At 31.5% G+C, this 25,794-nt stretch carries 38 protein-coding genes; 21 read left to right on the top strand and 17 right to left on the bottom strand.

Annotated features, from left to right (window positions below):
* Position 1 precedes the first annotated feature (1 nt).
* The 3 genes from P9515_RS07575 to P9515_RS07580 form a co-directional block, all read right to left on the bottom strand.
* On the bottom strand, positions 2–538 hold the full coding sequence (locus tag P9515_RS07575) for a site-specific integrase (protein ID WP_041710649.1): 537 nt from the start codon (positions 536–538) through the stop codon (positions 2–4).
* A 163-nt stretch (positions 539–701) separates the two neighbouring features.
* The gene (locus P9515_RS09900; protein ID WP_011820885.1) at positions 702–848 is read right to left on the bottom strand and encodes a hypothetical protein; all 147 of its coding nucleotides are present in this window, start codon (positions 846–848) and stop codon (positions 702–704) included.
* A 264-nt stretch (positions 849–1,112) separates the two neighbouring features.
* On the bottom strand, positions 1,113–1,517 hold the full coding sequence (locus P9515_RS07580) for a MarR family winged helix-turn-helix transcriptional regulator (RefSeq protein WP_011820886.1): 405 nt from the start codon (positions 1,515–1,517) through the stop codon (positions 1,113–1,115).
* 471 nt (positions 1,518–1,988) lie between these two features.
* Between P9515_RS07580 and P9515_RS07585 the strand changes: the two genes are divergently transcribed.
* Positions 1,989–2,162: a hypothetical protein gene (locus P9515_RS07585; protein WP_187146026.1), complete on the top strand. Its 174-nt coding sequence runs from the start codon at positions 1,989–1,991 to the stop codon at positions 2,160–2,162.
* Positions 2,163–2,745: 583 nt separating this feature from the next.
* Here the strand turns inward: P9515_RS07585 and P9515_RS07590 are convergent.
* Both P9515_RS07590 and P9515_RS07595 read right to left on the bottom strand, forming a co-directional pair.
* Entirely contained in the window at positions 2,746–2,889 is a 144-nt protein-coding gene (locus P9515_RS07590; protein ID WP_011820888.1) for a high light inducible protein, read from the bottom strand.
* Positions 2,889–3,005, bottom strand: coding sequence for a high light inducible protein (locus P9515_RS07595; protein ID WP_011820889.1), 117 nt, complete (start codon positions 3,003–3,005; stop codon positions 2,889–2,891). Before P9515_RS07595 ends, P9515_RS07590 begins: the two co-directional genes overlap by 1 nt.
* Positions 3,006–3,152: 147 nt before the next feature.
* Between P9515_RS07595 and P9515_RS09905 the strand changes: the two genes are divergently transcribed.
* Genes P9515_RS09905 through P9515_RS07605 form a run of 4 tightly spaced genes read left to right on the top strand, consistent with a single transcriptional unit; the run spans position 3,153 to position 4,326 of the window.
* Entirely contained in the window at positions 3,153–3,290 is a 138-nt protein-coding gene (locus tag P9515_RS09905; RefSeq protein WP_011820890.1) for a hypothetical protein, read from the top strand.
* Positions 3,291–3,349: 59 nt separating this feature from the next.
* Positions 3,350–3,724, top strand: a complete 375-nt coding sequence (locus P9515_RS07600; protein ID WP_011820891.1) for a hypothetical protein — start codon at positions 3,350–3,352, stop codon at positions 3,722–3,724.
* Between the two features lie 21 nt (positions 3,725–3,745).
* Complete coding sequence (locus tag P9515_RS09910; RefSeq protein ID WP_011820892.1) at positions 3,746–3,901, top strand: hypothetical protein; 156 nt, start codon at positions 3,746–3,748, stop codon at positions 3,899–3,901.
* On the top strand, positions 3,898–4,326 hold the full coding sequence (locus P9515_RS07605) for a hypothetical protein (RefSeq protein ID WP_011820893.1): 429 nt from the start codon (positions 3,898–3,900) through the stop codon (positions 4,324–4,326). The genes P9515_RS09910 and P9515_RS07605 overlap by 4 nt, the downstream gene beginning before the upstream one ends.
* 473 nt (positions 4,327–4,799) lie before the next feature.
* Here P9515_RS07605 and P9515_RS07610 read toward each other — a convergent pair whose 3' ends face one another.
* Positions 4,800–5,015, bottom strand: a complete 216-nt coding sequence (locus P9515_RS07610; RefSeq protein WP_011820895.1) for a photosystem II reaction center protein PsbN — start codon at positions 5,013–5,015, stop codon at positions 4,800–4,802.
* A gap of 304 nt (positions 5,016–5,319) precedes the next feature.
* Between P9515_RS07610 and P9515_RS09915 the strand changes: the two genes are divergently transcribed.
* From P9515_RS09915 to P9515_RS09930, 10 genes are all read left to right on the top strand, one after another.
* Positions 5,320–5,490: a hypothetical protein gene (locus P9515_RS09915; RefSeq protein ID WP_011820896.1), complete on the top strand. Its 171-nt coding sequence runs from the start codon at positions 5,320–5,322 to the stop codon at positions 5,488–5,490.
* A 158-nt stretch (positions 5,491–5,648) separates the two neighbouring features.
* The gene (locus P9515_RS07615) at positions 5,649–6,071 is read left to right on the top strand and encodes a hypothetical protein (RefSeq protein ID WP_011820897.1); all 423 of its coding nucleotides are present in this window, start codon (positions 5,649–5,651) and stop codon (positions 6,069–6,071) included.
* A gap of 925 nt (positions 6,072–6,996) precedes the next feature.
* Positions 6,997–7,251 carry a hypothetical protein gene (locus P9515_RS07620; protein WP_041710650.1) on the top strand — a complete coding sequence of 85 codons (255 nt, stop codon included), beginning with the start codon at positions 6,997–6,999 and terminating at the stop codon, positions 7,249–7,251.
* Positions 7,252–7,299: 48 nt separating this feature from the next.
* Positions 7,300–7,425 (top strand): hypothetical protein, encoded by a 126-nt coding sequence (locus P9515_RS10110; RefSeq protein ID WP_011820899.1) that lies wholly within the window; start codon positions 7,300–7,302, stop codon positions 7,423–7,425.
* Positions 7,425–7,610: a hypothetical protein gene (locus P9515_RS07625; protein ID WP_011820900.1), complete on the top strand. Its 186-nt coding sequence runs from the start codon at positions 7,425–7,427 to the stop codon at positions 7,608–7,610. Before P9515_RS10110 ends, P9515_RS07625 begins: the two co-directional genes overlap by 1 nt.
* Positions 7,611–8,424: 814 nt before the next feature.
* Positions 8,425–8,562 carry a hypothetical protein gene (locus tag P9515_RS09920; protein ID WP_187146027.1) on the top strand — a complete coding sequence of 46 codons (138 nt, stop codon included), beginning with the start codon at positions 8,425–8,427 and terminating at the stop codon, positions 8,560–8,562.
* Between the two features lie 106 nt (positions 8,563–8,668).
* Positions 8,669–9,205, top strand: coding sequence for an HPP family protein (locus P9515_RS07630; protein WP_011820901.1), 537 nt, complete (start codon positions 8,669–8,671; stop codon positions 9,203–9,205).
* A gap of 177 nt (positions 9,206–9,382) precedes the next feature.
* Positions 9,383–9,568, top strand: coding sequence for a hypothetical protein (locus P9515_RS07635; protein ID WP_041710651.1), 186 nt, complete (start codon positions 9,383–9,385; stop codon positions 9,566–9,568).
* Positions 9,569–9,850: 282 nt separating this feature from the next.
* A complete protein-coding gene (locus P9515_RS09925; RefSeq protein WP_011820903.1) occupies positions 9,851–10,000 on the top strand; it encodes a hypothetical protein in 150 nt (49 codons plus the stop codon).
* 131 nt (positions 10,001–10,131) lie between these two features.
* Positions 10,132–10,290, top strand: coding sequence for a hypothetical protein (locus P9515_RS09930; RefSeq protein WP_011820904.1), 159 nt, complete (start codon positions 10,132–10,134; stop codon positions 10,288–10,290).
* A gap of 84 nt (positions 10,291–10,374) precedes the next feature.
* Here the strand turns inward: P9515_RS09930 and P9515_RS07640 are convergent, their stop codons facing one another.
* Together P9515_RS07640 and P9515_RS07650 are read right to left on the bottom strand one after the other, a co-directional pair.
* Positions 10,375–11,934, bottom strand: coding sequence for a BCCT family transporter (locus P9515_RS07640; protein ID WP_011820905.1), 1,560 nt, complete (start codon positions 11,932–11,934; stop codon positions 10,375–10,377).
* 1,159 nt (positions 11,935–13,093) lie between these two features.
* A complete protein-coding gene (locus P9515_RS07650; protein ID WP_011820907.1) occupies positions 13,094–13,318 on the bottom strand; it encodes a hypothetical protein in 225 nt (74 codons plus the stop codon).
* A 189-nt stretch (positions 13,319–13,507) separates the two neighbouring features.
* On the opposite strand from P9515_RS07650, the gene P9515_RS07655 reads away from it, so the two are divergent.
* A complete protein-coding gene (locus tag P9515_RS07655; protein ID WP_011820908.1) occupies positions 13,508–13,975 on the top strand; it encodes an EVE domain-containing protein in 468 nt (155 codons plus the stop codon).
* Positions 13,976–13,982: 7 nt separating this feature from the next.
* Here P9515_RS07655 and P9515_RS07660 read toward each other — a convergent pair whose 3' ends face one another.
* The 3 genes from P9515_RS07660 to P9515_RS07670 form a co-directional block, all read right to left on the bottom strand.
* Positions 13,983–14,234, bottom strand: a complete 252-nt coding sequence (locus P9515_RS07660) for a DUF2811 domain-containing protein (RefSeq protein WP_011820909.1) — start codon at positions 14,232–14,234, stop codon at positions 13,983–13,985.
* Between the two features lie 314 nt (positions 14,235–14,548).
* Positions 14,549–14,920, bottom strand: a complete 372-nt coding sequence (locus P9515_RS07665; RefSeq protein WP_011820910.1) for a DUF1818 family protein — start codon at positions 14,918–14,920, stop codon at positions 14,549–14,551.
* Positions 14,921–14,922: 2 nt separating this feature from the next.
* Complete coding sequence (locus tag P9515_RS07670) at positions 14,923–15,159, bottom strand: DNA-directed RNA polymerase subunit omega (protein ID WP_011820911.1); 237 nt, start codon at positions 15,157–15,159, stop codon at positions 14,923–14,925.
* Between the two features lie 103 nt (positions 15,160–15,262).
* Here P9515_RS07670 and P9515_RS07675 point away from each other — a divergent pair, with 103 nt between their 5' ends.
* Positions 15,263–16,828, top strand: a complete 1,566-nt coding sequence (locus tag P9515_RS07675) for an Hsp70 family protein (RefSeq protein ID WP_011820912.1) — start codon at positions 15,263–15,265, stop codon at positions 16,826–16,828.
* Between the two features lie 3 nt (positions 16,829–16,831).
* Here P9515_RS07675 and pyrR read toward each other — a convergent pair whose 3' ends face one another.
* Entirely contained in the window at positions 16,832–17,371 is a 540-nt protein-coding gene (gene pyrR, locus P9515_RS07680; protein ID WP_011820913.1) for a bifunctional pyr operon transcriptional regulator/uracil phosphoribosyltransferase PyrR, read from the bottom strand.
* A gap of 139 nt (positions 17,372–17,510) precedes the next feature.
* On the opposite strand from pyrR, the gene gpmI reads away from it, so the two are divergent.
* Positions 17,511–19,133, top strand: a complete 1,623-nt coding sequence (gene gpmI, locus P9515_RS07685; RefSeq protein WP_011820915.1) for a 2,3-bisphosphoglycerate-independent phosphoglycerate mutase — start codon at positions 17,511–17,513, stop codon at positions 19,131–19,133.
* Positions 19,134–19,158: 25 nt separating this feature from the next.
* Positions 19,159–19,383 carry a preprotein translocase subunit SecG gene (gene secG / locus P9515_RS07690; protein ID WP_011820916.1) on the top strand — a complete coding sequence of 75 codons (225 nt, stop codon included), beginning with the start codon at positions 19,159–19,161 and terminating at the stop codon, positions 19,381–19,383.
* A 95-nt stretch (positions 19,384–19,478) separates the two neighbouring features.
* Here secG and groL read toward each other — a convergent pair whose 3' ends face one another.
* Both groL and groES read right to left on the bottom strand, forming a co-directional pair.
* Positions 19,479–21,113: a chaperonin GroEL gene (gene groL / locus P9515_RS07695; RefSeq protein ID WP_011820917.1), complete on the bottom strand. Its 1,635-nt coding sequence runs from the start codon at positions 21,111–21,113 to the stop codon at positions 19,479–19,481.
* 51 nt (positions 21,114–21,164) lie between these two features.
* Positions 21,165–21,476: a co-chaperone GroES gene (groES, locus tag P9515_RS07700; RefSeq protein ID WP_011820918.1), complete on the bottom strand. Its 312-nt coding sequence runs from the start codon at positions 21,474–21,476 to the stop codon at positions 21,165–21,167.
* Between the two features lie 221 nt (positions 21,477–21,697).
* Here groES and atpD point away from each other — a divergent pair, with 221 nt between their 5' ends.
* Both atpD and atpC read left to right on the top strand, forming a co-directional pair.
* Complete coding sequence (gene atpD / locus P9515_RS07705; RefSeq protein ID WP_011820919.1) at positions 21,698–23,158, top strand: F0F1 ATP synthase subunit beta; 1,461 nt, start codon at positions 21,698–21,700, stop codon at positions 23,156–23,158.
* Between the two features lie 48 nt (positions 23,159–23,206).
* On the top strand, positions 23,207–23,611 hold the full coding sequence (gene atpC / locus P9515_RS07710) for an ATP synthase F1 subunit epsilon (protein ID WP_011820920.1): 405 nt from the start codon (positions 23,207–23,209) through the stop codon (positions 23,609–23,611).
* A 3-nt stretch (positions 23,612–23,614) separates the two neighbouring features.
* On the opposite strand, the gene P9515_RS07715 is transcribed toward atpC, so the two are convergent.
* From P9515_RS07715 to P9515_RS07720, 3 genes are all read right to left on the bottom strand, one after another.
* A complete protein-coding gene (locus tag P9515_RS07715) occupies positions 23,615–24,091 on the bottom strand; it encodes a 30S ribosomal protein PSRP-3 (protein ID WP_011820921.1) in 477 nt (158 codons plus the stop codon).
* A 107-nt stretch (positions 24,092–24,198) separates the two neighbouring features.
* Entirely contained in the window at positions 24,199–24,357 is a 159-nt protein-coding gene (locus tag P9515_RS09935; RefSeq protein WP_011820922.1) for a hypothetical protein, read from the bottom strand.
* A 55-nt stretch (positions 24,358–24,412) separates the two neighbouring features.
* The gene (locus P9515_RS07720) at positions 24,413–25,738 is read right to left on the bottom strand and encodes an aminopeptidase P N-terminal domain-containing protein (protein WP_011820923.1); all 1,326 of its coding nucleotides are present in this window, start codon (positions 25,736–25,738) and stop codon (positions 24,413–24,415) included.
* Between the last annotated feature and the right edge of the window lie 56 nt (positions 25,739–25,794).

Below are 25,794 nucleotides of genomic sequence, written 5' to 3' on the forward strand. Positions count from 1 at the left end.
TTCAAGAATTTTTAGGTTTGTGATCTGAACTTATATAATTATCATGAAAAAACCTGATTGAGTTTCCCATTGAAATTGCACAATCAGAGGAAGAAAACATTAATTTCATAGCTCTCTTAGCCCAACTATGCCTAATCATATTTATTGTAAATCGAGGGAATTTCTCTTTTTTAATAATTTTCTTTAATCTTTTACTCATTTGTTCTGTTTTGATTTTTGAATAAATAGCATCATATTTTTTATCATTCATATTGTATTCCCAAGGTCTATCAATATTATTTAAATCAAAAACATCTACCAAAGATTTATCTAGAGAAAAAGCTTTCCTATCCTCAACTTGATTCTCCTCCCCCTTAAGTCCTAATACAGTGCAAGTTTTATTTTCTTGTTTAACTTTCGATCCGAAAACTTCATAAGGTCTTAAACCGTAGCAATACATCATTCCAAGACTCCACTTCCATTCAGACATCAGATCCATCAACTTTAATACTATTTCAAGTAACTGATCATTTTCAAGGTTAAGTTTAGTTTTTACCATGTATTTTTTAACATCTAGATCAATCAAAATTTATTTATATCCTCAGTAATAGTTGCAATAAGTAAATTATATAATCCTCTAAAACTTAATAACAATGTATTTATGAGTTTTTATATTTGGGAGGTTACCCTTCAAAAAGAGATAAAGTGATTTGTTTTAATAACTATTTAAATGCCTTTGAGTATTCGAGATTATATATTAATCTTTCTCCATCATCACTATCATCGTCATCATCGCTAAATAAAGAAATTAGCACATAAACTCCTGCAAGTCCTAAAGTCATTGAAATATAGAGAATTGGATCGGCCATATTTATTTTTTTATAAAGTATATGGTTGATTTCTAAAGCTTCCGCAGTAGTTTCATGATAACCATAGAAACAATCTAAGAAGTTTTATTTTTTTATTTATTATTTATGCATACCTGAAACCGAACTAGAACATTCCTTAAACCGTACCCACTTCTTATCACGAATCAAAAAACAATAACTTTCGAATTTACAAAATCATTTTGGAAATGACTTATATTTTTAGGAATTTCATAAAATTTACTTAATTAATAAAATTACGAGTGTTCATTCTTCAAAATCAATCTCATTGAAATCTTTTACATCCTCATAAAGAGTACTGAAAGACTTTTCTATTAAATCCTTACCTTTCCTAGTAAGTTTCAAAAGTGTTCTTCTTCTATCATTTGGATCTTGTTCTTTAGAAACTAAACCTAAGCCTGGCTTACCTAGTCTATGATATCTGCTTATATAGTCCGTCATCCTTGAGGCACTAGCTTTGCTCATTTTGAAGTGATCTTCTATATCCTTTTTACTACACTTTTGATAAGTAGCTACATACCAAAATACAGCCATTGATTGTAATGGCACTTCCTGAGTATTATCTAACTTCATGAACATATGTAGAACTCTTAAAAGGTTGTACGATTCGTTATCTATCTTGAGTAATTCTTCGAGTTTCGCTTGTGTCATCTCTGATAAACTCTTCTTTCTATCATTATCATACTAAACTATATAATTCGTTTTATACGTTTAGATCCATGCATGGATCATTTGTAATCTATTTATAGTTGGTGATCCTATGTAAATGTCACATAATTAATCATGAGATTTTTATAAAGCATTAGAAGACACAAAATATTTTTTACAATTTTTATCTAATAAAACCTTAAAAATAAAATATAATAATCATTCTTTATCGCTACATCAACTTATATAGACTAATAATCATATTTTGCTGCAACAGATGTAGACAATTAAATATAAAGATAGAGAGAGATGGATTATGGATCAACACTTTTAGATTTTAAGTCAAAAAAAATTTCCACTTACTAAGTAAGTTTTATTAAATCTGTAAAGCAAAGCCAAATAAAAAGTTAAATTTCTGGGGTTTCTTCCCAAATCATCTTATAAATATTATCAGATTAATATGTGGAGAATTTTTTGGAAAATAGAAAAAAGATAAAAGTAGCTCCATTGAGTTTTTATTCAAATGATATGGCTGTTTCGAAAGATCAGCTAGCTCATAATCAATTGAAGTTAACTTTTCAACGAGACTCAGTTATGAATTTAGATCAAAAACATAAAGCATGGGCTCAAGAAAATAAGGCAAATTAAAAAAAATTCTGCTCTTATGGAATTTATGAAAAAATCAAATTTCGCTCAAAAAATATTCTTGACATATCAAAACTAACTTGATAAAAAAATCCATGCTGAACTTAACTCTCAATGTTGAAAAATATCTTTAATTTTTTATCTGATGTATGTTTAAACTCGATGTAAATATTATTTTTGAAAGAAAAGTTAAATATTCCAAAGAATTTGAAAAACTTAAAACTCCCAAAAATAACCATATAATATTAGTTCTCAGATAAAAATTTTATGGAAGAAGATATTAACTTTAGAATCTCAGAGACAATAGAGGCTTGCAAGAGTGTGCATTACTTTAAACAAGAAAAAGAAACACATATCTCAATATAAGAGTTATTAATTCTAGAGGAAATTTATGGATAAAACTTCCTAAAATCATCTCAAGTAAAACTGTTAGTAGCTCTAGGAGAGATAAGTTTAGGTGTTTTACTAGGAATAAAGATAAGCTCTTTGAATATATGTTTATATATGAAGAATTAGTTAGGGCATTACTTAATAAGCCCCAATTTATGAAAACGAGAAAAGAATTTAAATTAGATTCACGTAAAACTTAAATTATTCCTGGGACGATTTGGCCTGTTGAAATATAAGCACCAACTAAAGCTATAACACCTACGAGAGCAAATCTTCCATTAAGTTTTTCTGCACTTGTCTTTTGTGGATCAATGTTCCTTTTTTGATTTTGATTTTCCATTAGAATACTCCTGGAATAAGTTGACCTGTAGTAACATATGTTCCCACTAAAATCATGAAAGCCATCATTGCTGGTCTTCCAATAGCTCTATCGAGAATGTCTTTGTTTGAATTCATGGTTTGAGTATAATTAACTCTTAAATATTACTAATTGTAAATAAAATTCGAGAGCAGTTTGTATCATTTAAGTTAATTTACACATAAATGAGTCAGATGTGTCGCAAACAGTCTAGTATCTCATTATTAAATTAACATTTCCTCACAATGACTACTAACGAAGATTTAGAAAAAAGAATTGAAATTTTAGAAAAAGAAGTTAAACATTTAAAAGCAGCATTACAATACCAAAAAAAAAAAAAAATGATTAAAAGATCCAAATTAACTGAAGGTTGTATTATTTGATATTGATAAAAAGAGCTCTCTAAATTATTTTAATAAAGTTAATTTAAGAATATTGGATAATGGAAGTTTTTCTTTTTGCACTGTTTTTTTTAGTTACTATTATTTTCTTTGTCGCAGGGAAAGATGATTTTGGAAGAAAAGAAATCAAATTGACATCTGAGCAGAAAGAAGAAGTTAAAAAAGATATTAAGGATGTACCTACAGAGGATATAAAAAAAGAAGTAGTTGAAAAAGATATTAAGGATGACTCTAAAGGGGATGTAAAGAAAGAAGAAGTCAAAAAAGATATTAAGGATGTACCTACAGAGGATATAAAAAAAGAAGTAATTGAAAAAGATATTAAGGATGACTCTAAAGAGGATGAAAAGAAAGAAGAAGTTAAAAAAGATATTAAGGATGACTCTAAAGAGGATGTCAAAAAAGAAGTAGAATAATAACTAGATAAAAAACTATCAATGATTTATGGATTTGCTTATCTTGGAATGGTTATCGCTATTAGCGCAGGGTGGGTTATTCTTGCAGTATTAAAGAAACCTGAGTTTATTGAAAAGCCAATTGAGGAATTAAAAAATAAAATAAGACCTTTTTTAAATTCCAAAAAAGATGAATGAGAGTTTCAATAATCTCATGTCTCTTATCAATTTTAGCTATACATTTTATTTACCTTAATACATTACCAATTTTCGCAAACACATATCCACAAAATCATCTCATTACTAATCAACTTGCAGAGAAATATTGTGATTCTATAAAAAAAAATCTTTTCACTGGTCTTGATAATGAATCAACATTGAAATATGAATACTTTTTCTCCGCAATTCCTGAGAACGCTATTCAAGATAAAAATAAATTCTTAGAAAAATTTAAATTAGAGGTTAAATCTACCTGTTCATATAAGATTTCAAAATCTAATGAAGCAGAGTTTAATTCATTTTTAAAAAATTATTTTAACAATAGAAGTAATACTCCAAAAATCAAAGTTGAAGCAACAAATCCAACACCTACTAACCCAGCAACAATACCAGTATTGAGGTAAACCTTCACTGTAGCTAATTCTTTACCTTCTTTTTTAGACATGATTTTTCTACTTAAATAAGCACATCCAAGCTATCAAAGAGAACAGTACTAATGTAAGACTTAAAATACTTTTACTATTTGCTTTGCCTTTTTTCTCAGTTGATTTGAAAGGTACTAATGCCATAAATTTTGTCTAAAAATTTATAACCACTATTACATGAGATTTTTAGAAAGCAAGAAAGTTTTATACAGGAATTTGTATTGTCTAAGTTAAAAGTTTATAGATAATTACTAAACTTAAAAAGTTAACCAAACACTATATAAATTCTTTGTTAGGAAACTATTGCTTTTTAAACATTGCATTCTGATTAGTTAACCAAAAAATAAGGAAAATAAAAAAAGATAATAAGGCTCCCGAAAAAATTGAAATAAAGAAGAATTCAGTTGTTAAATCAGAATCAAAGAAAAACAAATACATCTAAATACACTTTATTAATGAATATGATCTGCTTCATTATGGTTTTGACTATTGTGCCCATGAGCAATACCTAGTTCATGCAACCTTGCATGTTCTTTAATAGTGTCTCTTAACTTGTATGAAGATGGTCCAACTGTAGTATATATTCCATATCCTATTGAACCGAAAAGTAGTAATCCAATACTCCCTAAAAGTAAAAATAATGTTGGATCTTTAGTTACACCTACCATTTTTTGAATTTAAAAACTCTCATAAACATAGTTATTTTACTAAAAAGATTCAAGTTCAAAATTTATAAAATAAGGAGGCAAATTTTAATTAAAAATATAAAGAATAAATGTTTAAAATGTAAATAATTACTGTAATCTAAAATTAATTATCACACAAATATCAATTAAAAATATTTTTAAAGGTATCTTAAATTACAAACTAGTGTTGGGAAACATTCAAATCAATTGATATTAAAGAGTTACATCTAACATTAAAAATTTGACAGTTGGTATAAACTAATTAGCAATTAACTCTTTTTTTTTTATGAAACTTGAGTCGATTTCAATCGCAGGTAATAAGACCACTCAATCCGGAGTTGGTAAGAAATTTTTAATAATTTCCATCTCACTGACTGTCCTTTTAAATACTTCAGTTGCGATTTGGTTTTATATTTATCTCCAACAAAATGGTTTAGATAAATTTTTAAATAAATGAATAGCTTTCTTCTCTCAGCAATTGTTTTTATAGGTGTTCTTTATGGTTGTGGTTTATTTTGGCTACTATGGCATTAATTATTTAATTAAAAAATTATTCATTAGTTACTCACAGTAGAGTTAAAATAAGAATCTATAACCCTTTTTTGTTTTAAGCTTTTGTATTTTCTTTTAGCTGAAATAATTCAACCTATAAATTGTATTTTAGTTTCCGAAGAAGTCCCAAATATTTCTATAATTTTATCTGAAAGAAGATCTAATGCCCTTAAGGGCATAATTTCAAAGGGGTCTAGTATTAAAGGAAATTTTTACACAAAAAAACCCAATAAATCAAAGCCTTCAAGTTGGAGCTTTGAAAATACAAATATTAAATTTAACGGGGAAATGATACTACTAAAGGATGATAAAATATGGCATCCTTATCAAAACAAAATCAAATCTCATGAAGTGAATAAAGTTCTGTTTTCAAGTTTGTCGTCAAAACTATCAAAGGTTACTAATGAAACAGATTTACTGAAAGCAACTTCAGGATTTTTTAAAATTGAAACTGGGTGCTATGGAGGGCGTATTAATAAAGTTTAGACATTTCTCAAAAATACATAATTTTCTTAACGATTAATCATGAAGAGTATAAATATACACTTTAATAAGCAAGTCAAGTGACTTGTAAACACACTTTATCTATAAAAAAGTTTTTATACTCTCGAATAGGAGAGAATAGACAACCTTAAAACCACGACATTCAAGTTCTTAGAAAAAAGATAAGTCTTTAGACAACTCTTCTCAGACTAATTGCTTACAAGATAGTGAAGTTATAACTTCCTATTCACAATCAATTAAACAATGCTTATTTGTTTGATGTTCTTCGCGTTCACTCTTCCAGTGATCAACTCTATTTTCCTCTAAGTAATCAAGGTCTCATAAATTCTTTTTGATGATAGTGAATTGACTAAATATTTTTATTGAAACTTCCTAGATACCTACACCAACATATCCTTTGATTACTTTGGAATTGATAGAGTAGTTATAAGTTAGATGAACATATTGGTACGAGAAGACGTACATAACTTAAGTCTATCAATAAGATGGCACAGTCAAAAAATTAACTTACTATTATCAAAAAACAGTTAAAGGTATAAAAGCAAGCTATAAGAGTTTAATTAAAAAAACAAAATACTTACCAAATACTGCCATTGTCAAATTTTTTATAAAAATACTTTCCTCATAGTACTTAATCAAAAATAAAGTCCTGTTTATAATTTTGAAGAGATTATTAAAAAGCGTACAAATAAAGAGGTACTGGCGAAGTTATCTCCATAAAAAAAGGGCGTTATCTACGCCCAATTAAAAAGCAAGATAATCCCCATCACCTAGCCTTTTATAAAATACTAGCACCACATATGGTGTTTGACTGTAATATTTATTACTTTAGATGGGGTTGTTTGTTTTTGTTTGATTTGCGATGATAGAAATCCTCATCACCTTGGCTCGCAAGAGTCTTTTTTTTATGTCACCTCATAAAAGTCCAAACATTATAAAATACTGCGTAATCACATCGACAGCTGCAATAGTTTTAATAGCAATTTCTTTAATTCCTGTTTCAAGAAAAGCTACTTACTGGAATCGCTGCCTTCATAGAACTGTTAGCTGGATTAATAACAAGGAAAAGGATTTAAAAGGTTGGGATAAACAATCAAAAGAAAGTCTTGCAGTAGCAGTATGTAATGGTGCTGTTTATGAACCTGCAATTAAAACTAAGTAATTTAATTGATATAAAATCTAAACTAAATAATTAACTAACTTCTTTGTCATGTCTCCTTCAACTAAAGAATTTTCAGATAATTTTTTTGAGTTTTATCGACAATATCAAGCAAAAATTCCACCTCATAAAATTACGTATATTTTTAAAGATAATGCCGATAGGTTGGATAGATAATGATAAGTACATCTGAAGCTAATTCTTTAGGTAAATGGATACAGAATTGGAAAAAAACTTACGGAGAAAATCCAAACCTAAATGAGTGCATCACTTGGTTTGAGTGGAAATATGAAGATAAAGAACTATCCCCAAGCGACAAGAGTTCAATCGCAACTATTTTGAGATTTAATTCAGAAAAATAATTACTTCTCTTCAGTTTTTCTTATTTTTTAAAAAGCGTTTAGAAAAAAATCGGAGGATATTATTTTTTAAATTCCAAAAAAGAAGCCATCTTTTTGGTAAGAAAAAATTATGACCGATATCACTATTAAAATAAGGATAAATTTAAATATGTTATTTTGTGGATTCTTCCTTCTTAAATAGGATGCTTCTGATTCTTTCATAACATGACATTAAATAATCGAATAAATTTAAAAACTTTGAAGTTAATTGATGGGATAGTTTTCAGTAAGGTAAGAAAAAAAAATGAATTACTTTTTTCTTGGTGTAGGTTTTAGACCAAAATCATTTTTACCTCTAAAAAAGAAATTAATTACCAATAAAAAAAAACTTAAAATTGCGATAGTTTCCATTTTGTATTTACATTATTGTTGACTAGAAAGTTTTGATACCATTTTTTTGTAGCTTACTAGATTTGATTCCAAAGTCATTTGAACCAATCTTCATAAAAGCAACAAAAGCAGCAAAAAAGGTCAAAACTATAAAAAGATACATTTGATAAAAGATATATTTGTATGGACAATAAAAATATTTTAAAAAAGAGTCAAGAACAACTTTTACATTATTAATCGCTAAAAATACAACATTTACTTATAAAAATTACTTATAAATAATTATTTGATAATGCTTAGTGAACCAAATTTTCTAGGGAGAATGATTAATTAAAGCTTCTCTAACTCAATAAAATTAAATCTCTTACTTTCCTTAATATGAAATTTGATAGATAATAAACTGTTTACGTATCCCATTAGTCACTAACTTTGCTGAGTATAAATTTTGATAGATATTGAATTCAAAGAAGAAATATTTATTGATATATTTTGGAGTTTTTATTCATTAAATAAAGACGCTAAAAAATTTCAAGAAGTTTTTATACCTCCAAATGAATGCGAGATCTTAAAAAGATTTAATTAATGCCACCAGCTATATCTATTTAGAAATAGTATTTTCAACCTTTTGGAATCTCGGTATCATTGCTTTGGGAACAATGAATTCAATAATTTAATTATCTAAAAAAATAATGAAACCTCTTTTATCCTCTTTAATTAGATTCTGCCAAAAAGAACTTGATAAAGGTCGATATACCCAACCAAGTTGTAAAAGATGGCAGCCGTTACTCTCTTTTATAGGGGGATTAATTGCGATAAGTTGCCTAGGAATAATTAGCAATTTATCTAACTACTCTCTACTTGTTGCACCTTTTGGAGCTTCTACCGTTCTTTTGTTTGCCGCTCCCAATAGCCCTTTAGCTCAGCCAAGAAATCTTGTTTTTGGAAATTTAACAGGAGCTATCTCTGCAGTTCTTTGTGTCTTTTTAATAGGAACGTCTCCCTTAGCAAGTGGTATAGCAGTTGGACTGGCTATTGCTCTTGGTCAAGCTTTTCGATGTTTACATCCACCGGCTGGCGCAGTTGCATTACTGGGCGTCTTGCTAAAAGCATCACCTATTTTTATTTTAATTCCTGTCCTTTCTGGTTCACTAATATTATTAGTTATTGCCTTTTGCTTTCATCGTCTTCAAAAAAGAGAACAGTCTTATCCATTGCATTGGCTGTAAATATCTAAAGATAAGTCATAGAAAAAAATCTCAAAGATTTAAATCTAAGTATGTGGTGGTAATAGTTAAGGATATAACTTGTGAAAAAGATTATTTCATCTTTATTAAAGAGAGTAATTATGCTCTATGCAGAGCAATCAATATCTTATAAATTAATCTCACATTTTGGAGATCGACATGAAAACATTTAGAGATAAGCACTTTAAAAACAAACTAGATCCAAAAGCTGCCTATTATGATTGCATCAGAAGTTGTGAATTAAATATCTCTACTGAACAAGGTTCAGAAAGTTGTGAGATTAAATGTACATTGCCATTAGCAGCCTCAGAGGGCTACAGATATCTAAAAGCTGGACTCAAATAATTAAATTATCACTAAGATATTGTATTGAAGCGCAAAGTAGCACGAATATAAACCTTTAAAAAATGAATAAAATCAGCTAACCCTTAACTTAAATCCAAAGACTGTAAGATTCATTAAAGTATATGAATAATCGCTTAAAAAAAGTAATTGCCACTATCCATTAAGATTTTTTGGTTTATTGATCATCTAAATCATTAAAAAATAGGTACTTAACCAAACTTATTATTGATTTGACTCGACTTAATTCAGTCTGCTAAATAATCACCAGAATATTGAGGCCTTATGAAAAAGGATATTTACTCCAATATTAAAGATAAAGATGCGTTAGAAAGTTTTTTTGAATGCATTACTTACTGCAGTATTAATAACGAGGGTGTTGCATGCGCCACAGCATGCTACGCAAAACATCTAAAGTCAATTGAATCTTCTTAGAAAAAAATTTATTAAGCTAAAAAACAAAACTATTCAAATACTAGGGTAACTTCTTATAAATAAGAATTTTTGCTCTATACAAAACTAACAAGATCTTTTTATATTAAATTCACATTAAGGAGGGTAATCTTATGACCAACCTCGCAATAGAAATACTTGTTTTAACTTTTGTATTAGTAAATTTTGGAGCAATCCTAACTGCAAATATTTATGACTCTTCAAAAAGGGCGCTCCAACGAAGAAAATTATTTTGTGGGAATACTCTTAGTAATCCTTACTGCATAATTTAGGTTTTTACTGATCAGGGCGACAGGATTAGAACCTGCGACCTAGTGCTCCCAAAGCACCCACTGTAATTTATATTTTATTTTAAACTAACCTTTTTTTAACCTTACATATTCTTTTATTGCAAGTTTCGGAGCTGTCCATATGGTGGAAATTATTAAGGGAGTGACAGGGACTGCAGTTATGACAATAAATGCTTGAAGAGCATCGATACTTGTTTTATCTCCAACTTCTGATCCGATTCTTAAAAGAGCTATTGTAAGAAAACCTATCATCAATGCCCAAAATAATCTTATCTTTTTTGGAGGATTTTCCTTACCACTAACGACAATTGCAGCTGCATAACTTATTGAATCAGCACTCGTACACATGAATAAGACTATAAGTAATATTGAAATTGGTATCATTAAAAACGATAAAGGCAACTGACTTAAAATTGAGAATAATACGCCTGCTTCTCCGCCCTCTACTAACTCTTTTCCTAATAAATTAGGATTATTTAATTCAAGAAATATTCCATTACCTCCAAGGATTGTGAACCACAAATTAGTCACAAATGGACAAATAATACAAACTACAATTATTAATTCTCTAAAAGTACGACCTTTACTAACACCAGCGGCAAACAATCCCATTAAAGGTGCATAACCTAAAAACCATCCCCAATAAAAAATAGTCCAGCCCTTGACCCAAGCATCATTAGGATTTGGTAATGCAAGTTTTTTAACATCACTCAAGTATAAAAAATTACTACTAAGAAAATGATTAACTAACCAAAAAGTAGGTCCAATCAATAAAAGTATTACGCCTAGAACAATGGTAAGCCAAATATTAATTTCAGAAAGAAACTTAATACCTTTTTGAATACCGCTCAAGGTTGAAATTGTGAAAATCAAAGTCAAGACCAAAACTATCAAAGTTTGTAAAAAACTATTATTTGACAAAAAAGATAATTTTCCAGCAGCATTACTTAATTGAAGTGATAAAAATCCTAAAGGGCCCACAGTTCCTGCTACCGCTGCAACGACGGATAATCCATCAGTAATATCTCCAACTAATCCTTCAACAATTCTTTTTGGGAATATTGGTATTAATAAACTTCTTGGTCTAAGAGGGTACCCATTTTGAGAAAGCAAAGAGAAAGTTATAGTTACAGTACTTGCAACTAATCCCCAAGCAAGAAAACCCCAGTGGAGAAAACTTACTGCTAAAGAAGGATCAATAGCCTGTTCTGTTCCACCCGTAATATCAGAAAAATAACTAGCGGGACTTAAGAAGTGAATCAAAGGTTCTGCAGCAGACCAAAAAACTCCACCACCGGCAAGAAGAGTACATATTAAAACCGCACACCAATCAAAAAAATTCAGAGATGGTTTTACATCAGGTCCACCAATTCTTAAAGAGCCAAGAGGAGAAAATCCTAAAAAGAACCCAACAATGCATATCCCAACCACCATTATTAGCCAAGTAGAACCAAAATTTGTCAAAGCAAAGTCTTTGCCATAATTAGTAATTTTTTCAGCAAGATTTAAATTTATTGAACAAATAGCCAGAAATATAATTAATGGCAAGCCCCCTATTATTAGTGATTTACTTCGTAAAGATTGATCACTTAAAAATGCTTTCGCACTATTTATAGCTTTATACATAAATTTTCAAATCTTTTGTTACTTTAAACAAAATAAGAATAGAGAGCAAGGCAACTTGGATAGTAAATAATTTATTATGGCAATTGAAATGTCAGATTATTAGGGAATATTTTTTGTAAATGGATACTCCCAAAGCAAACGCCCTACGATTATTTAGTAATAAGCAATTGGATATTAACGAGGTCAAAACAATTCCGAAAACAATAAAATAAATCACTTTTGGGGTTTAAATATACACGCGGCACGGATTTACCCCCATGCCGCCCCACCGAAAACTACACAGACATAACTAACAACCAAAACTTAAAAAATGGACAGAACACAACAAATTAAATATGCTCAGCCTTAGCTTTCCTCTGACAAAGTAGTGAAGGCTATTTTCTATCGTCATGGGGGGGGGTTCAATATGTACAGAGAACCTTTAAAGAGACAAGTTTGAGAGCTCGAAAGAAGCTTTTAAGCGTCTTCAATCAAAAGTATGAAAGCATTTAAAACTTTTCTTGAGAACGTTCTTGCCGAATACTACAACGGTGCTGATAAGTACTGTAATCAGATAAAAGTAATCAAAAATGCATAAATGAAAAGATGGCACAAAGCAAAAGAAATCTTACAAAAAAGTAAATAAGTTTGTTGACCTTTAACCTTTAACGATGATATATATATAGTACTTTTGTACTATAAAAGTTATGGATGACTGGCAAGAATGGGGCTACTTCGATCACCACGGAGAGTTAAAAAGCAAGCGTACAAAGATTTGCATTACTTGCTCTTATTTTCGCTATAGCACTACAGATCAATGTGTAATTATTCTGACTTGTCCCTTTCATCAGAAACTTATCCCTCAAGGAGATCACTTAATTAAGGGGTGCAGATACTGGAGAAAAGACAGTCGGATATTTGCTCTAGAAGCCGCTTAAGGTCCTGGTAAGTGGTTCTTTAGAGAGAGCATCAAACCTTAATATATGACTGTTTTTACGTACCTAGCTGGTACAGATTTGCAAATCTACTGGCACAAAAGACTCTCTCATTCCCTAAAAAGCATTGCAAATACTGCTTTTTCTAGAAAGCAACTAATTCTTGAGAATAAAAATAAAAATTCGTCAGCAGCGATCTGTAACTATGTAAAATTCAATTTGCTAAAGATAGAATTTTTTATTATTTAACAACAAGAGCAACCGCCCTCAGATTCAGATTCAGATTCTGGATGAATAGAAATTAGTGCATCTGCGATATCTCTCAACATATCTGCGACATATTCAGGAGGGCATCCAAATTGATTAACATAAGCAACACTTTGTTTCGCCATATCTGTGTAGGCAGGTAAGATCATGTCATCTAGCTGGTCTTTAGTTGGTTGCCACCTTAATTCGGAATTATCAGACATCTGAAAGAATATATTTAATTTTTATTTTAAAGACTAAAAAACAATTAACAATTAGTCTGTATACTTTGTTTTCAAAACTTTCTTCGATTATCTTCGATAAACTAAATAAAACGCTTTGGATTTGGCTGATTTTCGAAAAAGTCAACAAAATGCCATACCAGCAGCACTATTTCCCGCAAATCATTGTCTATGAATGAACCTAATTACTGGCTAATGAAAAGTGAACCAGATGCTTATAGTATCGACACATTAAAAAGGGATGGAGTAACTTTATGGGATGGCATTAGAAATTATCAGGCACGCAATTTCATGAGAAGGATGATGATTGGAGATAAAGTTTTTTTTTACCATTCAAATTGTAAACCTCCAGGAATTGCTGGTTTTATGGAAGTTGTAGATTTGAATATTATTGATCCAACTCAATTTCAAAAAGAATCAGGTTACTATGACCAAAAATCTTCTAAGGAGAATCCAAGATGGGATTGTGTCAAAGTAAAATACCTTTTCAAAGCAGATAAATTTTTAAGCTTGCCAGAATTAAAAATCTTATTCAATGAAGAAGAATTATTACTGGTTAAAAAAGGTAATAGATTATCTATAATTCCTGTAGAGACTAAGATAGCTAAATCGATTTTAGAAAGAATTAAACAAGGTTAATCATCTATTAATTATCAAAATCCATTGAAAACATTTTGCCAACATAGAGTCTTGTAAGATCCCTATTTTGAAATCCCTTCTGCATTAAAAATCCTGCTATTGCTGCTTGTAGTATTCTATATTGATCCCATTTTGGGTGATCCTCAACGAATTTATTCATAGCTTGTTGAAGATTTCTATGCAGGTCACATTTAAAGCTAACAATTTCTTCTTTTTTGTTTAAAAATGTTTGATTAACATCACCTTCTAATTCTTGCATGATTTTAATAATGAAAAAATTTGTCGAAATATAAAAACTATGTTTCTTCAAAAAAACTAAATAGTCAACTTTTAATATTCAATCAAAGTCTCATTCTGTATTATTTTAAGAACCCAATAGACAAAGGGATTTATATGGAAAGTTTTCTAAATTCTTAAGATCTTATAAGTAATATAAAATTTTCTTATCTTTATAACTTTTTCCACATAAGGCTGTTCTAGAAATATTTTTGTTGAATTATCTGTGGAAAAGATGTGAAAAAATTTTTTTTTGTAGGGGAATTTTTTTAAAAAAATTCCAAATTAATTAATTTTTCAATCCATTGATTCCCACATTTTTTTTATTTCAAAAGATAAATTTTCAGCTATTGGTATAGGCCAATACATTTCAAAAGATCGAGTTTGTTCCAAGCTTTCAAATATTAATCTTAAGTTCCATTCATATTTTTTACCCTCTAATTCTGCATACCAAGGCATTTGTTCTATTTCTAAATTAATTAACTCTTCATCCATTAATTCATCTTTTATTTCCAAAAATTGACTGTTAAGTTTCAAAAGTAATTTATATAATAATTCGAATTCATGTTTTTGTAACTCAATCGCCCAATTATTTACTCTAATAAGAAAACAAAATTTACCTTTTTTGATATCTTTTATTAATTTCCAATTTTTTTCTTCTGCTAACAAAATTAACCAGGGAGTAAATCTGGCTGATCTTGTTCATCACTTAGTTCGATTATAGATCTTTGAACTGGTTTGATTGAGGACTCTTCTAACAAACCATCAAAGTCATCAAAACGTCTTTGTTTAGCTCTAAAAGCAATTCTTACAGTAGTTAAATATCTATTAGTAGATTTTCTTATTAAACTTTCCCCTCTTTTTGCAAGATCGTTATGATCAATACTAGAATTATGTGATACGTTCATAAAAAAATTTTTATTTTAATTATACAATAAAGTTTACATCAACATTAAAGCCATTAAATTTATAAATTTCCAAACAAACTTAATAACATAAAAGTAATTTGATATGGAAAAGAATTTTTCAGGAACTCTTGCTCTTGATTTGGGAAATACTAATACCGTAATTGCTTTTCAAGATGAAAAAGGTAAAGATTTAAATTTAATAGAAATACCAGGCATTACATCTTCTCCTGGAGTCATCCCAACAGTCATTTGGTTCGAAGGTGAAGACAATATCGCTAAGATAGGATTATCTGCATTGAAAAAGAAAAATTTATCTAATTCAGAAACATATTTTCATTCAAATTTCAAAAGATTAATTGCTAATCCTGTTGAGAGGCTTCAAAAGAAAGTTTTAAGTCCTAATGAATCCGGTGAAAAATTTTTCAAAATTCTTTGGGAAAATATTCCAAATGAACTAGAAATCAAAAGGCTCGTCTTGACTGCACCAATTGACACCTATAAAGGTTATAGAAAGTGGTTAATAAATCTCTGCGAAAGTTTACCTATTAATGAGATTGCACTAGTTGATGAACCTACTGCTGCGGGAATAGGCATCAATGTTCCATTGGGTTCAATCATTATGATTATCGATATTGGGGGAAGTACAATCGATATGAGTGTAATTAAAACACAAGGTGGCGAAGGTAAATCTGCCCCTATTGCAGAACTATTGAAGTTTCAAGGAAAGGATGTGAGTTCAATATCAAAGCAAAAAATAAGATGTGCAGAAACAATAAGCAAATCGGGATCAAAAATTGGAGGTAAAGATATAGATCAATGGATTGTTAATTATTTTTTACCATCAAATCAAGATGAAAGAAATCTTTCAATAGCAGAAAAATTAAAATGTAAGCTTAGTAGTCCAGGAGTCGAATCTGAAACAAGGCACCTTATCTCATTATTTACAGAAGAAAATGAACAAAAGGAATTTTTTTTGAGTAAAGAAATTTTTGAAAAGATTTTGATAGATAACAATCTTTTAAATCACTTAAATTCTTTACTTAAAGATTTATTAAATGAAGCTAGAGGCAAATTTTGTACTATAGATGATTTGAACTCTGTGATTTTGGTTGGAGGAGGAACACAAATTCCTTTAATCAAAGAGTGGATAGCTAATGAGATTTCAGGGATACAAATCAGAACTCCTCCTCCTATTGAATCAATAGCAGTTGGAGCTCTTGCTATGACTCCCGGAGTTAAGATTAAAGATATTCTAATTAAAGGTATATCTATAAGATTATTTAATAAAAGAGAGCAAAAACAATTCTGGCATCCGATTTTTTATAAGGGCCAAACATGGCCTACAGAAAAACCATTTGAGTTAATTCTTCAAGCCAGAAAAGATGGTCAGAGCATTTTCGAGATCATTATTGGAGAAACTAAAGAGAAAAGAAATTATGATGTGATTTTTGAGAATGGTTTACCCAAGTTATCAGAGTATCAAAATGAAGAGGAGGTTCTTAAATGGAATAAAAAGCCCTTAAAAATAAAATTAAACAATGAGTGTAAAATTGGAGAAGATTGCTTAAAGCTCTATTTCAGTATTACGAAGGATTCATCTCTTTATGTAAAATATCTAGATATTAATGAAAAAGAATTAGGCGAATCTAATTTAGGAAATATCTTTTAAACATTAACGATCCAAGAAGATACCCTCTTCCCCGTCCACTTGCTTTAAACATAAATGAACAGTTTCTTTTTTGTTAGTAGGAACTTTTCTTCCACAAAAATCAGGCTGAATTGGTAGTTCTCTATGTCCTCTATCAATCATTACTAATAACATTACTCTTTTCGGTCTTCCCCATAAAAGAAGAGCCTCAATCGCAGCTCGAATTGTTCTTCCTGTATAAATAACATCATCAATTAAAACAATATCTTTTTTTTCTATTGAAGTAGGAAAATCAGTTGCCTCAATTAGACGAGTTCCAACTCTATTTTGATCATCTCTATAGAAAGTCGGATCTATTATTCCTTTATTTACATTAATCCCAGTTTTATCAAACATGTCTTTTCTCAAAACTTCAGCGAGATGAACTCCTCTCGTAGGGATACCAACCAATAAGAGATTTTCTAAATTTGAGATCTTTTCAATAATTTCAAAAGTTAAGCGCGAGAGAGTTTTTCTTAACTCATCTTCAGTAAGTATTGTGATTCTTTTATCTTGATTGGACATGACTCACATGAAAATTAACTTTATTCAACATCCTATTTAAATTAGCAAAAGCTAACTAAATTAAATATAAATTGTATGGAACTGCTTTTACAGCTAAATTAAAGATTAATGCTTTAAAAACTTGCATTTTATTTAAGAGATGTCAAAGATTAGCAAAAAGAATATAAATAAAATAAAAGTTACTGAGAGTCCAGTTGTTCTTGCAATTCTTGATGGTTGGGGACATAGAGAAGAAACCTCAGATAATGCCATAAAACAGGCCAATACTCCCGTAATGGATGCTTTATGGCATGCTTATCCTCATACACTTATTAGTGCGAGCGGGGCTGATGTGGGTTTGCCAAATGGCCAAATGGGTAATTCTGAAGTAGGCCATCTCACAATTGGATCAGGAAGAATTATTCAGCAAGAACTTGTAAGGATTACGAATGTAGTTAAAAATAACCAATTAACTCAAGTACTTGAGTTAAATAACATGGCTAATTCTATTAAGAAGAACAATGGAACCCTTCACATCACTGGCTTATGCTCAGATGGAGGAGTTCATAGCCACATTGAGCACTTATTGGGATTAATAAAATGGGCATCTGAATCTGGTTTAGACAAAGTAGCTATACATGTTATTACTGACGGTAGAGATACCCCAGCAAAAAGTGCTTATAAATACATCAAACAAATAGAAGATTGCATAAAAGAATTCAAAGTTGGAGAAATAGCATCCATATGCGGTAGATATTGGATAATGGATAGAAATTTATTATGGGAAAGAACTGAAAAAGCTTTTATAAATCTAACTGATCCAAATCTCCAAGTAACTGATCTTTCCCCTGAAGATTATCTTAATAAAAGTTATGGCGAAAATATTACCGATGAATTTTTAGAGCCAGTAAGAATATCTAAAAAATTCTTAAAAGATGGAGATAGTTTAATATGCTTTAATTTTCGTCCAGATAGAGCAAGACAAATAATAAAGGCTCTTTCGGAAAGAGAATTTGATAACTTTAAAAGAAACATAATACCTGATATAGATATCTTAACTTTCACTCAATATGAAGCGAACTTACCAGTTAAAGTTGTATTTCCGCCTGAGTCTCTCAACAACTTTATTGGCCAAATAGTTTCAGAGAACGGCCTTAAACAATACAGAACAGCTGAGACAGAAAAATATCCACACGTAACTTATTTTTTTAATGGAGGAGTAGAAGTCCCCTCTCCTGGAGAGCATAGGCATTTAATTCCCTCTCCGAGGGTCGCAACTTATGATATGGCTCCAGAAATGTCTGCTGAAGAATTAACTATTAGTTGCTCTAATGCTATAAAAACTGGACAATATTCTTTTGTAGTTATTAATTTCGCTAATCCTGATATGGTTGGACATACAGGTGATATGGAGGCCGCCATAAAAGCTATTGAAACTGTTGATAAATGTATAGGCAAAATAGTTAATGCTACAGGAGAGATGGGAGGCAGTATCCTTATCACTGCAGATCATGGCAATGCTGAATTAATGAAAGGTCCTGATGGGGAACCATGGACAGCCCACACTATCAATAAAGTCCCTTTAATTTTTATTGAAGGTGAGAAAAGAAAAATTCCAAATATGGGGAATGAGATTTATTTGAGAGATAATGCTGGATTAGCAGATATTGCTCCAACATTATTACAGTTGTTAAGTCTTCCAGTTCCAAAAGAAATGACAGGAAAATCACTTATTAAAGAAATTGAATTAAAAGGATTTAATAAAGTCGTTCAACATGTTTAAATTAAATACATAACAAATTCTAAAAATGAGTCAAATATTTACTTGGATATGGGTTGGTTCTGGAATTCTTCTAATACTTTTAGTTTTGCTTCATAGTCCTAAAGGAGATGGTATGGGAGGAATAGCAGCTAGTGGAAGCTCAATGTTTACTAGCGCTAGTAGTGCTGAAGCATCACTTAACAAAATAACTTGGACAACTTTGATAATATTTTTATCTCTTGCAATCATTCTGAGTGCTGGTTGGATTTAGTATTTTAAAATTACATTTATTTTTCTTTAAATAATTTTTTGAACAAAAAAAGGGATTGTAAAAACAATCCCTTTTGAACTAGAACATGTAATTATCTAGTAGTCAAAATCTCCACCCATTCCTGGAGCTCCAGCAGGTGCTGATTCTTTTTTCTCAGGCATATCTGCAACAATGCATTCAGTAGTAAGTACCATTCCTGCTATTGATGCGGCATTCTGTAGTCCAGAACGTGTGACTTTTGCAGGATCAACTATTCCTGCTGAAGACATGTCTACATATTCTCCAGTAGCTGCATTAAATCCATCATTAAATGGTTTGGATTTAACATTTTCAGCAATTACAGCTCCATTTGAACCAGCATTCTCAGCAATTCTCATAAGAGGAGCAGTTAATGATGCCTCAACTATATTGGCTCCTATTAATTCCTCGCCAGATAAAGTTGCATCAGCCCATTCTTTAAGAATTGGAGCTAAATGTGCAAGAGTTGTTCCACCACCTGGAACTATCCCTTCTTCAACAGCAGCTTTTGTAGCATTGATAGCATCTTCTAAACGAAGTTTTTTATCCTTCATTTCAGTTTCAGTAGCAGCTCCAACTTTAATAACTGCAACTCCTCCAGCCAGCTTAGCTAAACGTTCTTGAAGTTTTTCTTTGTCGTAGGAAGAATCTGTTTCCTCCATTTGTTTTTTAATCTGATCACATCTTGAATTGACTGCCTTTTCATTACCCTCAGCGACTATAGTTGTAGTCTCTTTATTGATGGTAATTCTTCTACCAGTGCCTAACATTTCTAAAGTAGCATTTTCTAATTTCAAACCTGCATCTTCAGTTATTAACTGACCATTAGTCAAAACAGCCATATCTTCAAGCATTGCTTTCCTTCTATCGCCAAATCCGGGAGCCTTAACAGCAGCAACATTCAGCACACCTCTTAATCTATTAACAACTAGAGTAGCTAGAGCTTCTTTTTCAATATCTTCAGCAATAATGACAAGAGGCTTTCCTGTTTTGGCTATTTGCTCTAAGACTGGCACTAAATCTTGCACTAACGCAATCTTCTTATCAGTTAGTAAAATGTAAGGCTCATCTAAGACTGCCTCCATTCGCTCAGTATCTGTTGCAAAGTAGGGAGAAATGTAACCTTTATCAAAACGCATTCCCTCAGTGACCTCTAACTCAGTAGTCATTGATTTGCCTTCTTCAAGTGAGATGACACCTTCTTTACCTACCTTGTCCATTGCATTGGCAATCATTTCACCAACTTCTTCATCATTGCCGGCAGCAATAGTTCCGCATTGAGCTATTGCAGTACTATCACTAATTGGTTTTGAATTTTCTTCTATCTTCCCTACAAGGAATTCAGTAGCTTTATCAATACCTTTTTTTAAGGTAATGGCATTAGCTCCAGCTGCTACATTTCGTAGGCCAGCTTTTACCATTGCATGTGCAAGAACAGTAGCAGTTGTAGTACCGTCACCAGCCGCATCATTTGTCTTTGAAGCAGCTTGTCTAATTAGAGCAACACCAGTATTTTCAATATGGTCCTCTAATTCGATTTCCTTTGCAATTGTTACCCCATCATTAATAATTTGAGGAGCTCCAAATTTTTTTTCTAGGACAACATTTCTTCCCTTAGGCCCAAGCGTTACAGCCACAGACTCAGCAAGGATATCAATGCCTCTCTCGAGCGCTCTACGAGCTTGCTCGTTGTAAATAATTCTTTTAGCCATGTTAGGCAAGTAATTTAATAATAAGTTTTAATAATTTTTGAAACAAATAAATTAGCTTACAACAGCCAAAATATCTTTTTCTGAAAGCAAGACGTACTCATCTCCTCCCAATTTGATGTCAGTTCCAGCATATTTGCTGTATAAGACTTTGTCGCCAATACTCACTTCGGGAGTTTGACGAGAACCATCATCGTTAAGTTTCCCAGGGCCAACCTGAGCAACTTCTCCTACCTGTGGTTTTTCTTTAGCTGAGTCAGGCAAAAGGATGCCCCCAGCAGTTTTTTCCTCAGATTCGGAAACTTTGATAAATATTCTATCTCCCAGTGGTTTGACTGTAGAGACTGTAAGTGAAACAGCTGCCATAGATTAATGGAGGGTCATAAATGCGACGCTATGCGTCAAAAATTTGGAAAGATTGTTAATCAATACCGTATGATCAATAACATAATCTGTTAAGCAGCAATTCAACCACTCTTTAACTGTGCGGTTGGCCGAACCCAGTTAACGAATATACCCTCGAGGTGGTAATATTTCGCATTATGGGCTGTTCTAAAATCAGCTAATCATCACCAAGTCAATACAAAATGGTAGCAACTCCATCAACTTCAGCACCAACAAAGGGTGTAGTACGTCAAGTAATTGGTCCAGTTTTGGATGTAGAATTTCCAGCTGGTAAATTACCAAAAATATTGAATGCTTTAAGAATTGAATCAAAGAACCCAGCAGGTCAGGACATAGCGCTCACTGCAGAGGTCCAACAGCTGTTAGGAGACCATAGAGTTAGAGCTGTTGCCATGAGCGGCACTGACGGCCTTGTGAGAGGCATGGAGGCGACTGATACAGGTGCTCCTATATCAGTTCCTGTTGGAGAGGCGACTTTAGGAAGAATATTTAATGTATTAGGAGAGCCAGTAGATGAACAAGGTCCAGTAAAAACTTCAGACACTGCTCCAATCCACAGATCAGCACCTAAATTAACTGATTTAGAGACTAAGCCTAAAGTTTTCGAAACAGGAATTAAGGTTATAGACCTATTAGCTCCCTACAGACAAGGAGGTAAAGTCGGTTTGTTTGGAGGTGCTGGCGTAGGTAAAACAGTATTGATACAGGAATTAATTAATAATATTGCCAAAGAGCATGGTGGTGTATCAGTGTTTGGAGGGGTTGGGGAAAGAACTAGAGAGGGAAATGATTTATACGAAGAATTTAAAGAGTCAGGTGTTATTAACGCAGAAGATTTATCTCAATCTAAAGTTGCTTTGTGCTTCGGCCAGATGAATGAGCCACCAGGTGCCAGGATGAGAGTTGGCTTATCAGCATTAACTATGGCTGAACATTTTAGAGATGTAAACAAGCAAGATGTTCTTCTTTTTGTAGACAATATTTTTAGATTTGTTCAAGCCGGTTCTGAAGTATCAGCATTGCTTGGAAGAATGCCTTCTGCGGTTGGTTATCAACCTACTTTAGGAACTGATGTTGGAGCATTACAAGAAAGAATCACTTCAACTTTAGAGGGTTCCATTACATCAATTCAGGCTGTATATGTTCCAGCTGATGATCTAACTGACCCAGCTCCTGCTACAACTTTTGCACACTTAGATGCCACAACCGTTCTAGCAAGAGGTCTTGCTGCAAAGGGTATTTACCCTGCAGTTGACCCTCTAGACTCAACAAGCACAATGCTCCAACCATCAGTAGTTGGCGATGACCATTATAAAACTGCTCGTGCAGTTCAATCTACTTTACAAAGATATAAAGAGCTCCAAGATATTATTGCAATTCTTGGTTTAGATGAATTATCTGAAGAAGACAGATTAACTGTTAGCAGAGCAAGAAAGATTGAAAAATTCTTGTCTCAGCCATTCTTCGTAGCAGAAATTTTTACAGGAATGTCTGGAAAATATGTCAAATTAGAAGATACAATTGCTGGTTTTAATATGATATTGGCTGGTGAACTAGATGATTTGCCCGAGCAAGCATTTTACTTGGTGGGTAATATTGAAGAAGTAAAAGCTAAAGCAGACAAAATAAATTCAGAAAAATAAATTATCAACTTTAATAAATAATTCTAAAAACTTTAAAAATTTAAATTAATGGCAATTTCACTCAAGGTTTTAGCTCCAAATCAAAATGTTTACGAAGGTGATGCTGAAGAGGTAATTCTTCCAAGTACGACCGGTCAGATTGGGGTGCTTCCGGGTCACATATCCTTGGTTACGGCAATTGATATTGGTGTGTTAAGGCTAAGAATGAATTCAAAATGGACATCAATAGCTTTGATGGGTGGCTTTGCTGAAATTGAATCTGATGAAGTTATAGTATTAGTTAACAGTGCTGAAATTGGTTCTGAAATTAATACCCAAAATGCTGAAGAAGCTCTTAAAAAAGCAAAATCAGCAATTAGTAAATTTCCTGAAAATGAGAAAAGTCCAGAAAAGATTAAAGCTCTTAATGAAATTTCAAAGGCTGAGGCAAGATTTCAAGCATCAAAAAACTAAATTTCATGCAGTCCCACAGAAAGCAACTTCAGGAAACTTTAGCTTTGCCTCTTCCAATTTTTTAGTTTTACCTTCTTCTTGCCAATAATTTATTACTTCAGTAGCTTTATTCAATATTTCAACTCTTTCATTATCTGTAATCCAACTTTTATTCTCTAGTTCACTTTTTAATTTTTCCCAAGCATCATCTCTTGGCCAAAAATAGTAAGCAGTAAGAGGACTTGGACCTCCACCAACAATTTGATCTACTGCCAATGCAACATTATCAGGTAACCACAAAATTTTAATAATAAACCTTCCTTCATCCGGTTTAGGTGTATAGCCTGTAGGAACTCCATCTTCATCAATTTTGGCAGCAGCTAAAACAGCATTTGCCCCCATCATCCCAGCATTTGGGAAAGTTTTTTTTGATTTTGAAGAATCATTTTTTTGTTCTTGTTGCTCCTGCGTATTCTCAATGTTTTTATCTGATGAAGTCATTAAATATTAATTAGATTTAGTTAATAATTTATCAGCTTATGGTCACTTATTGATCAATTTGATCAAAAATTCTTGTTTTTATTTATTCAAAATAGCTTAAAATTAATTTATCTATCGCTGGACACCTCATAAAATTCGTAAATAGTTGCCTCTAAAGAATCCCAAAGATCTTTGGGAATATCATTTTCTTCTGCAAACATACCAAGTTGACTAGCTAAACCTCTTGCTTGAGATAATTTGGAATCATAAGAATTTGATTTATCCATTTTTAATTTTTATACTAATAAAAAAATAAAACCATTAATTGGATAAGTCAAATATTCAATACTCTAAATCAGAAATTTCTTTCAGCGCAGCGATGCTAAGAATTTCTGGTTCTTTTTCTTTTACAAGAATGTCATCTTCTATTCTTATTCCAATACCTTTCCATTTTTCATCAATACTAGGTTGTCCTTCGGGGACTGGGATCCTATCACTTATATAGATACCCGGTTCAACAGTAAGTATCATGCCATTCTGTAATGGAACATCATATTCTCCCATCCTGTAAGCCCCAACATCATGAACGTCTAAACCAAGCCAATGTCCAGTTCTATGCATATAAAGATGTTTATAAGATCCGTTTTCAATTATTCCATCAGTATCTCCTCTCAACAGTCCAATTTCCTTTAATCCATCTACCAAAATTCTCAAAGCAACATTATGAACATTAGTAGTATTAGAACCTTTTACAGAATGCTTAATTGCGTTTTTTTGTGCTTCTAAAACAATTTCATATATAATTTTCTGCTCTTTAGAAAACTTCCCTCCTATCGGAATAGTTCTTGTTATGTCCCCATTGTAATAATCCATTAATGAACATCCTGCGTCCACCAATAATAGATCTCCTTTATTTAAGTCAGAGTTATTTAATGTGTAATGCAAAATGCAGGCATTATCGCCTGAAGCAACTATTGAGTTATAAGCTGGTCCTCTTGCACCTTTTTCTAAAAAGAATCCTTCTATTAATCCCTGAATTTGTCTTTCATTTTTTTTTAATGAAATAGATTCCCTAACTAATTCATGAGCTTCGGCAGAAATTTGAGTTGCCTCTCTCATCCTACTGATCTCAAAATCACTTTTAATTAAGCGCATCTCATTGAGATAAATTTCTGGGGATTCTATATTAATTTCTTCTTTTCCTTCTTTTGAACGAGCTTCAATTTGTTTTGAGAATATTTCCAAAACTATTTTTTCAAATTTGGAATGTTTGTTTTGTGAATATACGATGTCTTCTGAATCACTAATATAAACTGGAAGTAAACGCTTAAAATCACTAATTGAGTGGGCTTTATCTGCCTTGAATTCTCTTTCAGCGCCCTCTACACCCCATCTAAAGCCATGCCAGACCTCGCTAATAATGTCTTTTGGGGCAACAAACAAGATGTACCTTTCACCTTTTGGCTTATTAGACAAGAAAAGAGCAATTGAATCAGGCTCATCAAATCCAGTAAGATACCAAAAATTACTATCTTGTCTAAAAGGGTATTCACAATCAGCATGATGATTAACTAAACTTGAGCTTGAAATGATGGCAGCTTTACCATTTAATTTTTTTAGGAAAATTTCTCTTCTTTCTTCAAAAATTTTTGTATTAGTTTTAAACATAAATTGTCAATTGGCGGGTTTTGTAAAAAAGTGGAAGAATGAATTAAAAGATATTT

It is taken from the genome of Prochlorococcus marinus str. MIT 9515, from assembly GCF_000015665.1.
Taxonomy (GTDB): Bacteria; Cyanobacteriota; Cyanobacteriia; order PCC-6307; family Cyanobiaceae; genus Prochlorococcus_A; species Prochlorococcus_A marinus_P.